This window comes from Stenotrophomonas sp. STEN023, from assembly GCF_056760135.1.
Map to the genome: position 1 here is coordinate 1 of NZ_JBRREF010000044.1, position 15,205 is coordinate 15,205.

The window sequence follows — 15,205 nt, forward strand, 5'->3', positions numbered from 1 at the left end:
CTGCCTGCCGACCTACCGGTTTGGTTTGGGTCCTTCCCCCCGGTGCTTGTTAAACTCCCAGGGCGTGTATCCCGGGGGCTACAACTTACCCATTGCTTCACAGTGTGTGCGCCGGCTTTGGGCCGCCGCATGCTCTGGAGGTGAGTCGTGAACAATTTCCTGCGTAGTCTGCTGTTGGGCGTTGCCACGTTGTCGTTCTTCGCCAGTGCACCCAGCCAGGCAAGTGTCGTCATCGGTGGTACCCGCATGGTCTACCCAGCGGAAGATCGTGAAATCACTGTAAAACTGACCAATGAAGGCAGCCGTCCTGCGTTGGTGCAGGTCTGGATGGATGACGGCGATGAGAAGTCCACGCCGGACACCGCCGATGTGCCTTTCACGATCTCCCCCCCAATCTTCCGCATGGACGCCGACAAAGGCCAAGCCGTGCGTATCGTGTACACGCGTCAGCCGCTGCCCGCTGACCGCGAGTCGCTGTTCTGGATCAACGTGTTGGAAGTCCCGCCGAAGGCTGAGAACAGCGATGACCGCAACCTGTTGCAATTCGCATTCCGCACCCGCATCAAGTTGTTCTTCCGCCCCAATGGGCTGAGCGGTGATGCAGCAACTGCACCATCACGCTTGACCTGGAAACTGGTGCCGGGCACCGACGGCAAAGGCCACGCCCTGCAGGTCAGCAACCCGACTGCGTTCCACGTCAGCTTCGCCCAGGTGGGCTTGAAGCAAGGTGGCCAAAGCATCGGCGGCCAAGGCGGCGGCATGGTTGCGCCCAACGGTACTGCCCTGTTTCCGCTCAAGGATGTGAGCCAGGTCAGCTCGGATGCACAGGCGGATTTTACCGTCATCAATGATTACGGTGCGCTCAACCAGTTGGCAGCGCCGCTTACCCGCTGAGCGTCCTCCCTTTGTTCCTCCCTGAAGTTGCTCGCTGATGCCAGCAACCAAGGCCCGTGCGCTTTTACATCAGGAATCTGCGTCCATGTCCGCATCGTTGCAGCCCTCCATGCGCCCGTCCACCCGCCTGCCCAGACTGGCAGTGCTGCCATTGTTGGTGGCCTCCGTTCTGAGCTTGCAGGCGCATGCGGCCGAAACCAACGACGGTGACGCGACCTTCGACATGGACTTTTTCCCGGCGGGCACGGCACCGAAGATGGACTTGACGCGTTTTGCACGCAGCGGCTACGTGCCTCCGGGCACCTATCGCGGTGATGTGGTGTTCAACGGTCAGTGGCGCACGCGTACCGATATCGTGTTCCAGGACGTTGCTGGACAGGAGCAGCCGCAGGCGTGCTTTGATGCCAAGACGCTCGCCGGTTATGGCGTGGACTGGGACAAGATTGCATCCAGCAAGCTAGAACAGGAGCCGCCAGCGGCCCGTGTCACCCCGCCCAGTGAGCGTTTTTGTGAGCCGCTGGCCGACTACATTCCTGGCGCCACGGTGTCCTTCGACACGGGTACCCAGGTGCTGAGCATCTCAGTGCCGCAGGTGTATACCAACCGCAACGCTCGCGGCTATGTCGACCCCTCGCAATGGGATGCCGGCGTCACCGCTGCGACCATTGGCTACAGCTCACAGCTCTACCGGACGATCGGACAATACCAGGGCAGCGTGGGCTATCTTGGCCTGCAGTCGACTTTCAGTGTGGGCAGCTGGCACGCCTCGCACGTCGGCTCCCTGAGCTGGAGTGTGCACGGCCCCAGCCGCTATCAGGCGACCCGCACCATCTTGCAGCACGACATCCCCGCACTCCGAGCGCAGTTGGTGGTGGGCGATACTTTTACTGGTGGGCAGCTGTTTGACAGCGTGCGCGTGCAAGGCCTGACACTGGGCAGCGACATACGCATGGACCCGCAGTCACGACGCGGCTACGCGCCCATCGTGCGTGGCGTCGCCGAAACCAATGCACGTTTGATCATCCGCCAGCGTGGTTATGTGATCCATGACGTGCCGGTAACGCCGGGGCCGTTTGCCATCGATGACCTCTACCCCACCGGCTACGGTGGCGACCTCGATGTCGAGTTGACTGAGGCCGATGGTCGTGTCAAACAGTTCTCCGTGCCGTTCTCGGCGGTACCGCAGTTGCTGCGCCCCGGCACCAGTCGCTGGAGCGTCACTGCGGGCAAATTTGATGAAATCAATCTGCAGGTCCGTCCATGGATACTGCAGAGCACCTACGAGCGCGGCTTGAGCAACACCACCACCGCTTACGGCGGCGGCATCGTCAGTGAGGGCTATCACGCCGCGCTGGTGGGCGGAGCGTGGAACACGCCAGGTGGCGCCCTGTCCGCCGACCTGACCCAGGCGCGAAACCATGCGCCGGGCTTGCCCGCAACCCAGGGCATCAGCGCCCGGGTCGGCTACAACCGCAATTTCATAGACAGCGGCACCGACTTCTCGGTTGCTGCCTATCGCTATTCCACCAGTGGCTTCGTCAGCCTGCAGGACTCAGCGCTGATACGCCAGACAGTTGCGCGCGGCGACGGCGTCGAAGGACTGCGCCGGCAACGCAGCCGCATGGATCTCAGCGTCAACCAGATGCTTGGCGAGGGCGCCGGTCTGCTGTTCGTCAATGGCTCCGTGCGCGACTTCTGGGGCCATCAAGGCAACGAAACCGAGTACTCCGCGGGTTACAACAACAGCTGGAAATCCCTGAGCTACAGCTTATCGCTGCAGCGTACGCGGAACAGTTTGCTGCAAGTGCAAGGAAACCGTCCGATGGGGTTTGAAGATCCGCGGCCGCTCGTGTTCGACGGCTACCCACGGCGTGACACCCGTCTTTCGCTCACTTTGTCGGTGCCATTGGGACGTACCGCTGGTTCCCCCACCGCTACCGGCATGTTCAATCGCGCAGGCAACGGTGGCGACAGCCGCACACTGTCTCTTGCAGGAGCAGCTGGTCCCGAGCATCGCCTCGCTTATGGCGCATCCCTTGGGCAGGGCAATGGCAGCAACAGCTACGATTTGACCGCCCAGTACAACGGCAGCCTGGCCCAGGTCGCCACCGGCTACAGCTTCGGGTCCGGGTACCGGCAGCTCAGCGCTGGCATTACCGGCGGCATGGTGGTCCACGCAGGCGGTGTCACCTTGGCACCGCCGTTGGGCGAAACCATCGGTCTGATCCGTGCCCCCGATGCCGCAGGCGCGCATGTGGAGAACGGTCAGGGTGCAAGGGTGGACCAACGCGGTTACGCCGTGGTGCCCTACCTGATGCCGTACGAGTTGAACACCATCACTCTTGACCCCAAGGGCACCGGTGTAGGTGTCGAGATCGCCGAAACCACGCGAACCGTCGCGCCGCGCGCCGGAGCCGTGGTTGTACTGCGATACGACACCCAAAGCGGCCGTGCCTTGATCATCCAGACCCGTCTACCCGACGGGCGCCCTGTGCCGTTTGGCGCAGATGTGCTCGATGGCAAGGGCGACCCGGTTGGGGTGGCGGGCCAAGCCAGCCGCCTGTTTGTCACCGGACTCAAAGAGTCTGGTCCGTTGCTTGTGCGCTGGGGCGAAGCGGATACGGAGTCCTGCCGTCTGGACGTCAAGCTTTCGCCTGCGGCAAAAGGCAAGCAAGAGGAATACGAAAATTTTGATCTGCCATGCGTAACCGTGGACGGCAATGTGCTGCCTGAAGGCGACGCCAGCGGCGCATCCACAAGGACATCATCATGATGCTTCGACTACAACAATGGACTTCCCGCCGATCTGTGTGGTTGGCAGCAACGTTGCTCGGGTTCCTGTGCCTGCACAGTCCTCCGGCCAGCGCAGGTACCTGCGCCTATGTTCCGCAGTTCCCTACCTACTTTCGAGCAGTGAGCACCGTTACCGGTTCGATCACCGTCGGGCGCGACACCCCCATCGGAACGGAGATCTATCGGGCCACGTTCAACTCCAATCAAGCCCCATACATCACCTGCCAGCCGGGCACTTATACGCGTACCCGTCGATACATAGCCAATCCCTATCCTCTCTCTGGTTACGTGCACCCCTCATACGGTAATCGGGTCTATCGCACGTCGGTGCCTGGCATCGGCGCCGTGGTCTGGATGAGTGGAATGCCGCTGCCTACTACCGCCACCGATACATACGGTGTGCAGACAAATCTCTGGCCAGTCCTGGCGTTTGACGTCAGTCTGATCAAGATCGGTGATGTTGGTGCGGGAACGATTCGTGGCACGGATCTGCCAACATTCGAGTATGTGCAGACCGGCGACAACACGCTCCGCATGATGCTTGCTAGCTTCACCGGCACGCTCAACATCGTCTCGCGCACATGCTCAACTCCTGACGTGCCGGTCAATCTCGGCACCCATCAGATGAGCGAGCTCTCCGGCGTTGGCACCACCACAACCTGGGTGAACGTGCCGATTCGGCTCAACAACTGCCCTGGCTTCCACGATGCGTTCCGCAACAACTTGACCGACGATGACGGCGTGTCGCTGAGGCGTCGGACCGCCAATATAGTTCGCTTCCGCGTAACTCCGGTGACCTCGATCGTGGATTCGCCGCGCGGGGTAATGGCGCTGCAACCTGACGGCATCAACCAGACTGCTACGGGTATCGGCATCCAGATGGCTGACCCATTCGGAGTTCCGCTTGCATATGGCGTCAATCGCACATCGGGGTTGGCGCTAACCGCAACCGACAACGGAAGCTACACCTTCAACTTGCTTGCGCGCTATTACCAGACCGGCACCACTCCGACATCGGGGCAGGCCAATGGTGCGGCCACCGTGACCCTCATCTACGAGTAAAACAGGAGTTCGAGATGCGCGTCATAAAGAATGCCGGCAAGCTAGCCTGCCTGCTATTACTGGGAGGTATCGCCCTCCCTGCGCTCAGCCAGGATCTCACCGTGCGCTTCACTGGCCGGTTTCAGCCAGGCACGTGCAGCTTTACGGTACCTAATGTGGATCTTGGCAGTTATCAGGCCGCTTCATTTACGGGAACCACGACCACGCCTTGGCGGACCGTTCGAATTACGTCCAGCAACTGCACAACGGACATCACCAATATCCACATGCGCTTCACTGGCGTAGCCGATAGCAACAACAGCAACTACTTCGCGGTCCGCAACACCACGGCCAGCGGAGTCGCAATCGAGCTGGTCAACGGAAGCGGCCAACGGGTGATCCCAAATGCCACCACTTTCGACTGGTCGCGAGCAGCAATTGGTGTCAGCTACGACCTGTTGGCACGTTTCGCGCAGACCCGCCCGACACTTACCTCGGGCACGGTCAGCACCCCCATCACCATCAACTTCACCTACAACTAAGGAAATGACGATGAACCGTAAATTGAACAGTCTTGTGTTGATCGCTGGCCTGTCGCTCTGCGCTTTCGCTGCCAATGCGCAGACGGTCAACTTCAACCTGACCGGCAACATCCTGCCTGGCGTCTGCCGCTTTACCGCTGCCGATGTTGATCTCGGCACCTACTACGCAACCGAGTTCACCGCGGTTGGCACGACCAAGACGCTGGTAAATGTACCGATCAGCTCCACCGGCTGCGACCCGCTGATCACAACGATTCACATGAACGTATCCGGCACGGCCGATGCTGCCAATGCTGCCTACTTCCGCGGCGTCGCGGGCATCGGCATCGAGATGCAGACCCTCGCCGGTGGCGCGATCCAACCGTCCGGCACCAACGTCAACTTCACTGCTGTCGCTGGCGCCACCAACTACATGCTGCGCGCGCGCTTCCGCCAGACCGCAGCCGTGGTCGCGTCGGGCACCGTGCGCTCGGCAGTAACCGTCCAGGTCACTTACAACTGAGCCAACCTCATGCTGCGTCTTCTGTCCAAAACCTGTCTGGGAGTGTGGTGCCTACTAGGCGCCACGCTTGCACATGCACAATCGGTAGGCTTCGAGATGACCGGCGACATCCTGCCGCCCACCTGCAGCTGGGCGGTGGGTAGCGATGACCGCAGCGTGCAGATGGACGCCATCGACATGAAGGATCTGCCTGCCGCCGGAGCGGCCGGACACACGCCGTTCCAGCTGGTGCTCGTCGGCTGCTCGACCGGCGTGAGCCAAGTGCAGTTCGCCTTCAGTGGTAACGCAGACTCCGCTGACCCGTTCGTCTATCGCAACATCGGCAGCGCCAAGGGTATGGCCGTTGCACTGCAATCGATGGATGGTCGTATGCTACGTGCAGACGGCAGTGACTCCGTGCGTATGGTTCCGGTCAGCGCTGGCAGCGCCACGCTCGACCTGCAGGCAGCGTACTGGCGGCTTGCTGGCGAAAAGACCAGTAGCGGCACCGTTATTGCCATTGCGCAAATGGTGCTGACCTATCAATGATCACCTTGGTGATCATTTCCAAGGAAACCGGTTGAACTTGGAACTCTGCGCAAGACCGCGTGCAGATCAGGCTTGAGTTGGGCTGGTTCGCCAAGAATGGGCACACCTCGATCGAAGCAAAGGACGCGGCGGTGAGTCAACAATGGGGCCTCAAACTCAGGAACCGACGCCGCTTTGGCACCGTGATGCTTCCATAGAAGTGGCACCATAAGATGCGCCACGCAGTTCCTGCATTTGGACTTGAGTATGAGCACTGGCGGCCACCCACAAGGCTTGTCGTTAGTGGTGACGCTCTTCGCGCTTCGTGCCGGCACACACATTCCCTCGTCACAGCCCAGGCAGGCACGTACCGAGTAGCGGCTTCCAAGCGCCTTTTTACAACGACCTTGATCCCCTCATATAGATATTGAAGAGCTGGCCATCCCCCTTCCTCACGAGACGGAGGCCGTCGCCTACTTCCGGTTGTCCGCAGCCATCCCGGTTTGGTGCTCACATGCGTCAACTCCATGGCCGCATCTCAGCTGCGCGATGACTACTTGATACCAATGGCTCGAGACTGATTGGTGCCGCAGTGGATCAGGGCTGTCATTCAGTTGTGCCAACCTTGGGACACCCGGTCGATCACCTCCCCTGCCGAGCGACATCGCCGCCATGTGCGGTGTACGCTACACAGCCCACAAGCAGTCTTGCCCCGCCCATCCTGGCATGCCCAGTCAGCGGAGCCAGCGGCGCTTTGGGCTAGCGTTGGCTCGGCCAGCCCAAACCAGGCATCACCAACGCAAGTGCATCTGATCTCAATGATGGCCTCGGCAACGCCACAAGCTCATTGCAGACGAGTTTCCCAATCTGCAATTCCCTTTCAGGCGCTCAGCGATACGCGTGCTGCGGGCGCCTCACCGGCCATTCAATCGAACACAGTCTCCTCCGGATCCGCTCGCCTTCCGCATCACCAGTGACCACCTGATTGGTGCGCAAGATATCGCGTGGCTCGAGCAGCTACGCGGACGAAAGAACACAAGCCACGATGGCTAAGGGAACTGGCTTGATATAAGCCCTGGACTGCCGCCCAAATCGTTCACCGACATCATGTGACAGCACGACTCCTGGCCAGCTTGGGTTAGCCATCGTCGCGCATGGCGATATACAAGGGCCGTGACCCAGGATGATGAGCAAAGATGAAGCTTTGACTGCCAACATAGCGGACAGACAGTCGCTCTGCGACCAGAATGTTGTGCCTTTGCAGGTCCTTGGCAGGTGAGCCTTCCAGCGGAAATGCCAGCTCGCAATCGTAAACACGGTGCTCAGCGGCCACCACACGTTGGCCGGCTCATCAAACGGCCAGGCTATCCGTCGCCAGCTTGCACTCCCGCTTGCGACTACCGCCGGCAACGTACAGAAGTCTCGTGATCGTTCCCATGCAACACCTGCGGGATCGCCGACGCCCTCGCGCCGACATGACATGAGCTCTGTGACCTTGCCAAAAACGCAGGTGCCGCGACAAGTTCGCATGCCTTTGGGTTATCTGGTTGGCATTGCCTGGCTGCCTGCTGGCACTCACCTTACAAGGGCAGATAGCGCAACAGCGCCCGTAGGCGCTGTTGCGTGGTAAAGCCATTCCTCGCAGCATCTCCGTCAATCGAAGGCAACACCGAAGCCAACGTTGAACAGCGGCTGGTCGCCCTTCGCCACCGACACACCGCCGTGCAGGTTGAAGCGCCCGCTATTGCTCCAGCGCGACAGTCCCAGTGAGAAAGCGGATTCGCCTCGATAGGTGGCCATACCCAGATTGAGGGTGACCTTGCCGGGCAGGTTTGGGGTTACCTGCACCAGCGCGGCCGAGGCCGCGATGCCGCGGTTGATCTGACGCGCCATGTGGCCCATCTGCGCGCCAATCGCCTGCTCCATCGCCTCCACCCGCTGGTCGGTATAGCGGTTCACCGAGGCCATCTGCTCCTGCAGTTGGGCCAGGTTCACCGCATCGTTATCAGCATTGCCAGCAGCGACGTGGCTGATCTGGCGTTCGGCGCCGACGCGGCCAAGGGAAACGCTGTCGTTGCGATCAGCAACCGCATCCGATCCCAGCGCAACGCTGTTGTCTGCCGTTGCCTGCGCACCGGAACCGGCCGCAACCGCGCCGTGCCCGCTTGCCTCAGCCGCTGCACCTTCAGCCACAAACTCTGCATTGCTGCTGGCGTCATAGTACGGCGGATCGCCCGCGCCACCGCCCGACTGCCCTTCCAGCGCACCGACGCGGCCCGCCAGCCCATCGAGCTGACTGCCAAGGGCATCACTGAAGGCTGCCAATTGGCCGCCATTGATCGCGTCCCGGCTACCCAGCTGCACGCGGCCGTCAGCCACGTTGGCCAGGACCGCGCCGGAGAACCCAGCAAACGCAACCTGGGCATGGTCGCTGCCGGCCATGTAGCCAACTGCTTCCATCACCTCGCCGCCATCGCCGACAAGGCCTGCAGCCTTCAGCTGGCGCAGGTTGATCGCATCCGTGTCCTCGCTGGCGTCGGCCACATGGGTGATCTGGCGCTCGGCGCCGGCACTGCCGATCGACAGCACATTTGCACGATCGGCCACACTGCCTGCTCCGAGTGCGACAGCGCCATCAGCGGTCGCCTGCGCAGCCTGACCCAGGGCCATCGCACCGGCACCATCTGCTCGCGCCGATGCACCCACCGCAATGGCGCCGACGCCGGTGCCTGCTGCGTCGTCACTGCCGTCCATGCGCCCGTTCACCTTCAGGTAACGGCTGTCCTCCGGTTGCGCATCGGCCAGGCTTTCCTGCATCTGCGCGACGTTGATGGCATCGCTGGCTTCGCTGGCCGCAGCCACGCTCTTCAGCTGGCGCACACCATCGATTCCAGCAATATCCACCACCGTCCCACCGGTGCTCATGCCAACACTGACCTGCGCCGTCGGGCTTGCCTGCTGTACCAGACCGGCGGTGCCGCCGGCCCAATCGGCGGCGATCTGGCGCAGGTCCTGAACGTCGTCCTCATTGACGGTGCTACGTGCGTCCAGCGATGAGATCTCGCCATCAACGGCAGACAGTGCCGCACCTACGTCCTGGTAGTTGTTGCCCTGGATGCTGTATTGCGGACCGATGACCTCACCGGTGGCTGCATCGATGATGGCGCCACCACCCAGCGCATCAACCACCGCGCGCAACTGGCGCTGGATAACCACGTCCGTCGACTGCGTACCGCTGGTCACATTGACAAGCTGGCGAGTACCTACGCTGCCCCCACCGATGGCGAGCACCTGGTCGCGGCTGGCAACGGAGCCCGCACCCAACGCCACCGAGTTCATCCCGCTGGCCTGCGCACCGGCGCCGATGGCAACGGAATCTACCTGCGCGGCATGGGCACCAGCGCCGATGGCCAGGCTGCGCTGCCCTTCGGCTACCGCGTCACTGCCCATGGCGGTGCTGCCCAGACCGCTGGCCTCGGCCATCGCGTCTGTGGCCGATGCCGTGCCGTGGAAATAGCGTTGGGCCTGACCGACGGCATCGCCGAGGTCGACCAGATCGGCGCGTTGACTCGCATCGGCCGTGTCCAACAGGTGCAGTGCAGCGCCGACGTTGCGCACGTCAGTACCAACCACGGTGTAGACCGGCGCGCGCAGGCTGCCATCAGCTTCCACGTCGGCACCGCCGCCCAGCGCGGCAGCGATGCTGCTGGCACTGACATCGAGCTGCGCCTTGGTGACGGCGTCGCTGGCATCCAGGCCATCGGCCACACCTGCCAGACGGCGAGTCCCGTTGCTGCCGACAAAGCGCACAGCGGCGCCATCGCGGTCAGCACCAACCGTCAGATCGGCGCCCGACGCAGACTGCTGTACCAAGCCGATACGCCCCTCTCGGATCTGCGTGTCCAGCAGGTCTACCTCGGTGGTCAGCGTGGTGACGCCGCCATCCAGCGCCGTCAGCGCGCCGCCGACCGTGCTCTGCACACCGCCATTGGTGAGATCGTAGCTGGGTGCAATCACCGTGCCCGTGCCATTGATGCTGCCACCGCTTGCCAGCAACAGACCCTGCAGCTGTTCAACCGTCACCACATCATTGGCCTGGGTACCTGCCGCAACGTTCTCGATACCGCGACGCAGCGTGGTCGAGCCGACCGCGAACGTGGCATTGGCCCGGCTCACCGAACCGGCACCAATGGCCACGCTGTTCTGATGAGTGGCACGCGCACCTGCGCCGATGGCCGAGGAGTACTGCCCGGTCGCCGTGGCGGAACGGCCCAGGGCGATACCGCGCTCGCCGGTAGCCACTGCTGCAGCGCCCAGCGCGGTAACCACCGTGCCGCTACCATTGGCCTGAAAGCCAACAGCAGTCGCGTTCCACGTGCTGCGCGTACCCGCACCCAACGAAGTTGCACCGCTGGTACCAGCAGCATTGTTGCTGTCAGAAGCCGCGCCATAGCCGACCGATACAGCGTAGCTGCCGGCTGCCACAGCGTTCGCACCAAGACTCAGCGCACCATTGTTGGCACCGTTGCTGGAGGGGCGTGCGATGGCATTGCTGCCGATTGCAATCATTCTCAAGCCATTGATGCTGGCTGCCGTCGCGTTGGCGCCAGCATTGACAACGAAGAAGCTGTCGTCGGTGGCGGCCATCGGCGTGATGCCGCCCAGCGCCGTCGGACGCATGCAGCTAACGTCCTGCAGTTCCAAGGGTGCCTCACACAATACTTCGTCGATTTCCTGTGCCAACACAGCCTGGCTGGCCAGCGCCAAGGCGACCGCAGCGACGCTGGCGCGCAGGCGCGAACGGCGGCGGCGGCCGCTGGCCAGTTCCGAGGCAACCACCCACTTGCCGATGGCGGCGTTCCAGACAATGCGATAGATGCAGTTCATGGTCATTCTCCGTGGGCGCGGGCGCCCGCTGGGTGGTTGCTGCGGCCGGGTTCCGGCCGTGGGTAAAGCATTGGCAAGCAGCCACCATTGGCGTATCGGGCAGGGCTTACGCCGCGTCCAGATACACCAGTGAAATTCAAAGTGATTCAGGGATTTGCGTTAGCCGGCGCGAGCCTTTCAGGCCCGCGCTGGGGGCAGGGCTCAGTCGCCCAGCACCACACCCATGCCCATGCGGAAGATCGGCTTGTCACCGCGGGCAACGGAAGCACCGCCGTTGACATTGACGCGCCCGTTGTCGCTCCAGCGCGACACACCCACACCCATCGCGGTTTCGCTGCGGTAGTTGGCCAGGTTGGCGTTGATCGTGGTCTTGCCCGGCAGGTACGGGGTCATCGGTGCCAGCGCTGCCGCTGCCGCGATGCCGCGATTGGCCTGACGGTTGACCTGATCCAAGCGCCGCTCCATGCCCGACCAGGCGTCGAGCACGCGCTCGTCGGCATAGCCCTTGGCGTCCTGCACGCCCTGCTGCAGCTGGGCAACGTTCACCGCATCGGTGGCCTGGGTACCTGCTGCGACATTGGTGATCTGGCGTTCGCCGCCTTCCCGGCCGACCGATACCGTGTTGTCCCGATCGGCCAACGACCCTGCGCCCAGCGCCACGCTGTTGTCAGCCTGTGCTTCGGCACCGGCACCGGCAGCCACGCTGCCTTGGCCAACGGCCTGGGCCGGGTTGTCGCCTTCCTGGTCACCCGGCTGCGGGTTGGCGCCGTAGTACGGCGGGTTGCCAGCGCCGCCACCGGCATCACCGGACTCAAGCGCGCCCACACGACCGTCAAGATCGCCGATGCGATCCTGCAACTGGTCGCGCAGAGCGGCCAGCTGGCCGCCGTTCACCGCCTCCCGGCTGCCGCTGCCGACGCGGCCGTCGGCCACGTTGGACAGCACGGTGCCGTTGGCGCCAGCAAAGGTGACCCGACCACGGTCGCTGCCGGCATCGTAGGTCACTGCATCCAGCATCTGGCCACCGTCGCCGACCAGGCCTGCAGCCTTCAGCTGGCGCAGATTCACCGCATCGGTATCCTCGCTGCCATCGGCAACATGGGTGATCTGGCGCTCGGCGCCAGTGGCGCCTACCGATACCGAATTTGCACGGTCGGCCAACGAGCCAGCACCCAGCGCGACACTGTTGTCAGCCTGTGCAACCGCGCCCTGACCCAGAGCCACACTGTGCTCTCCCTGCGCCTGAGCCGCCGCACCCACCGCCATCGCGCCCTGACCAGAAGCCTGCGCGTCATCGCTGCCGTCGCCTGCACCGTCCACACGCACGTAGCGGTTGCCGGTGGCGCGCAGGCCGTCCATCGCAGCGTTCAACTGGCCAAGATTCACCGCGTCGGTCGCGTCTGCACCGGCGGCAACGCCCTTCAGTTGGCGCTCACCATCGGTGCCGCGCAGGTCCACGATGCTGCCGCCACTGCTGGCTGCGATGGTAATGGCCGCGTCGGCCGAGGTCTGGCGCACCAGGCCTGCGTCACCGTTGCCCAGGTCCTGCAGCTGCTGGCGCAGATCCACGATATCGCCTTCGTTGCGGGTCACTCGACCGTCAATCATGGTCATGCCGCCATCGACCTTGCCCAGCGCGTCACCGACGTTGTCGAAGGTCTCGCCCTGGATGGCGTAGCTCGGGCCACGGACCGCACCGCTCATTCCGTCGTGCGCGGCACCGCCGCCCAACGCGTCAACCAGCGGACGCAGCTGCTGCACGTTGACCGCATCGGTGCCTTCGGTGCCGTTGGCCACATTGATGACCTGACGGGTGCCATTGCCACCCAGCCCCCAACCCACGGAGACCACGTTGTCGCGGTCCGCAACCGAATCGGCGCCCAAGGCAACCGAGTTCTCGCCGCTGGCGACGGCGTTTGCACCCAGCGCGATGGCACCCTGACCACTACGTGCCTGCGCGCCCCAACCGATCGCCACACCCTGCTGGGCGCTGGCCGCCGCGCTGGCACCTGCGGCGATGCTACCGGTGCCGGTGGCGCTGGCCTCATCCGCCACGCCATTGCCATTGGCCTGGAAGTAGCGGCTTGCATCATCCAGCGCATCACGCAGGTTCACCAAGTCCTGGGCGGTGTCCCCAACGCGGCCATCCAGAGCGGTCAGGGCATCGCCCACATTGCCATGGGAGGTGCCGCCGATGACGTAGCTGGGCGCGCTGACACGGCCCTGTGCGTCGGCGCTGCTGCCGCCACCCAGAGCATCAGCCACGGACGAACCTGCCGCACCCAACTGGCCCAGGTTCACCGCCTCATCAGCGGCGGTGGCGTCGGCCACACCCATCAGTCGACGCGCACCGGCGGTACCGGTGAAGTTCACGGCGGCACCATCGGTGCCGGCACCCACAGTCAGGTCTGCGCCTGCAGTCGCCTGCTGCACCAGGCCGATGCTGCCGTTCTCAATCGACGTATGCAGCTCGTTCAGAGTAGTGGTGGTGTCGGTCAGCCCGTCATCAATCGCGCTCAGCGCATCGCCTACATTGGTATGCGTGCCACCGTGCGACAACACGTAGGAAGGCGCAGTGATCGCACCATTTGCCGCGACATCCGCGCCGCCACCCAGCGCCTGCACAGCGCTGCGCAACTGCTGCACGATCACCGCGTCGTTGGTCTGGGTACCGGCGGCCACATTGACGACCTGACGGCGCAGTGCCGCGCTGCCCACCGAAACAGTGTTCTCGCGGTTGGCCTGCGAAGTACGGCCAATAGCCACTGCCCCCGCTGCCGTTGCCTGGGTCGAACCGCCCAGTGCGACGCTGCCCTCAGCCGTCGCCTGAGAGCTGTCGCCAATCGCTATGGTCTCGATTGAGGTACCGCGCGCACCGCGGCCCACGGCAACTGCCGAGGACCCGCTCGCCCCAGAGTTGTAGCCCAGGGCGACACTGTTCCAACCACTGGCGTTGGCTGCCGCACCAACGGCTACCGAACCCGCATCCCCCTGTGCGTTCTTGCTAGTTGCACTTGCCCCAAAACCGATGGCCACAGCGTTACTACCCTGGGTGCTAGCGGTGTAACCCATAGCAATCGAGTTGTCGGCATTACCATCCGCATCCGCCAGCGCACGTGCGCTGTCGCCGATAGCGATCGAGCCCGCGCCCACAGCGCTGGCCGCGGTACCAGAACCGTTCACCTTGACATACAAATCATCGACCGCAGCCTGGATGCCGATCGAGCGGCCGGTAGCGAAAACAGCGGGCGTAGCACCCTGGTCGGCGTTGCTCACGCACTTGCCGGCGCTGTCGAGGATACCCGCCTGCCCGTCTTCAAGCAGACATGCCTCATCGGCAGTATCGGCCATCGCCCACGCGGGGGTTGTCAGCGCCAGCAGAGCGACAACTGCTGCTTGCCGTGCGCAGCGCGTGCGCGCTTTCTTGGTACGGCCAGTAGCCAGCTCCGAGGCAACCACCCACTTTCCGATGGCCGCATTCCAGATGATCCGGTAAATGCTGTTCATGATTTTCTCCGTCGGCAAGATGCCGTGTAGGTCGAGGACTTCGATATGCGGCTCATGCCGCCATGTAAGTACGCTTGGTCATCCGCGCGACCATGGTCACGACCTGCATTCAGCAGCTACGCGAGCAGCAGACAGCGAACGTCAACTTCTGCTTCAGCCGATTCAGCCCTGCGTAGCTCGATGCCTGCGCGATGACCTGCAGCTGTGCTGGAGAAAACCCCATTGCGGACTGCAAACATCTTGCTCATGGGACTTTCGCTTGTGCCGGCAGAGTGCTCAGTGACCAGAGCTACAGACTGCGCCTGCAAAGAAGCCTTTCCCATGCAACAAATACGAAAGCGCCAGGACTTGCAGATGTTGGAACAAGCGCAGTCCCCGTGTTCACGAGGGAAGCCGGCGGGCACCGGAGCACACTCAATGACCATGGCTGTACAGTGCTCTCACCTGGAGGTCATTCCCATGCAACAATTACGAAAACGTTGACTGTGGAGGATGCTCGCGCACAGACAATCAGCCACCTGCGTTGGGACGC

The 15,205-nt window shown here is 63.1% G+C and carries 8 protein-coding genes; 6 read left to right on the plus strand and 2 right to left on the minus strand.

All coding sequences use genetic code 11. The features are described from left to right. The first annotated feature begins 147 nt into the window (after positions 1-147). The 6 genes from ACVOLV_RS13245 to ACVOLV_RS13270 all read left to right on the plus strand — a co-directional run bounded on the left by ACVOLV_RS13245 (position 148) and on the right by ACVOLV_RS13270 (position 6,300). Positions 148-894 (plus strand): fimbrial biogenesis chaperone, encoded by a 747-nt coding sequence (locus tag ACVOLV_RS13245; RefSeq protein ID WP_481554807.1) that lies wholly within the window; start codon positions 148-150, stop codon positions 892-894. 85 nt (positions 895-979) lie between these two features. After that, complete coding sequence (locus ACVOLV_RS13250) at positions 980-3,667, plus strand: fimbria/pilus outer membrane usher protein (protein ID WP_481554808.1); 2,688 nt, start codon at positions 980-982, stop codon at positions 3,665-3,667. Continuing rightward, positions 3,664-4,749 (plus strand): fimbrial protein, encoded by a 1,086-nt coding sequence (locus ACVOLV_RS13255; protein ID WP_481554809.1) that lies wholly within the window; start codon positions 3,664-3,666, stop codon positions 4,747-4,749. Before ACVOLV_RS13250 ends, ACVOLV_RS13255 begins: the two co-directional genes overlap by 4 nt. A 14-nt stretch (positions 4,750-4,763) precedes the next feature. Next, positions 4,764-5,270, plus strand: coding sequence for a fimbrial protein (locus tag ACVOLV_RS13260; protein ID WP_481554810.1), 507 nt, complete (start codon positions 4,764-4,766; stop codon positions 5,268-5,270). Between the two features lie 10 nt (positions 5,271-5,280). After that, on the plus strand, positions 5,281-5,772 hold the full coding sequence (locus ACVOLV_RS13265) for a fimbrial protein (protein ID WP_481554811.1): 492 nt from the start codon (positions 5,281-5,283) through the stop codon (positions 5,770-5,772). Between the two features lie 9 nt (positions 5,773-5,781). Next, positions 5,782-6,300 (plus strand): fimbrial protein, encoded by a 519-nt coding sequence (locus tag ACVOLV_RS13270; protein ID WP_481554812.1) that lies wholly within the window; start codon positions 5,782-5,784, stop codon positions 6,298-6,300. A gap of 1,632 nt (positions 6,301-7,932) precedes the next feature. Here the strand turns inward: ACVOLV_RS13270 and ACVOLV_RS13275 are convergent. Continuing rightward, on the minus strand, positions 7,933-11,166 hold the full coding sequence (locus ACVOLV_RS13275) for an ESPR-type extended signal peptide-containing protein (RefSeq protein WP_481554813.1): 3,234 nt from the start codon (positions 11,164-11,166) through the stop codon (positions 7,933-7,935). A 201-nt stretch (positions 11,167-11,367) separates the two neighbouring features. After that, positions 11,368-14,673 (minus strand): ESPR-type extended signal peptide-containing protein, encoded by a 3,306-nt coding sequence (locus ACVOLV_RS13280; RefSeq protein WP_481554814.1) that lies wholly within the window; start codon positions 14,671-14,673, stop codon positions 11,368-11,370. Positions 14,674-15,205 lie beyond the last annotated feature (532 nt).

What these genes read in the sequence shown, in the direction of transcription:
- ACVOLV_RS13250 (WP_481554808.1), top strand. Translation starts at nt 980, where the DNA reads ATGTCCGCATCGTTGCAGCCCTCCATGCGCCCGTCCACCCGCCTGCCC.
- ACVOLV_RS13255 (WP_481554809.1), top strand. Translation starts at nt 3,664, where the DNA reads ATGATGCTTCGACTACAACAATGGACTTCCCGCCGATCTGTGTGGTTG.
- ACVOLV_RS13260 (WP_481554810.1), top strand. Translation starts at nt 4,764, where the DNA reads ATGCGCGTCATAAAGAATGCCGGCAAGCTAGCCTGCCTGCTATTACTG.
- ACVOLV_RS13265 (WP_481554811.1), top strand. Translation starts at nt 5,281, where the DNA reads ATGAACCGTAAATTGAACAGTCTTGTGTTGATCGCTGGCCTGTCGCTC.
- ACVOLV_RS13270 (WP_481554812.1), top strand. Translation starts at nt 5,782, where the DNA reads ATGCTGCGTCTTCTGTCCAAAACCTGTCTGGGAGTGTGGTGCCTACTA.
- ACVOLV_RS13275 (WP_481554813.1), bottom strand. Translation starts at nt 11,166, where the DNA reads ATGAACTGCATCTATCGCATTGTCTGGAACGCCGCCATCGGCAAGTGG.
- ACVOLV_RS13280 (WP_481554814.1), bottom strand. Translation starts at nt 14,673, where the DNA reads ATGAACAGCATTTACCGGATCATCTGGAATGCGGCCATCGGAAAGTGG.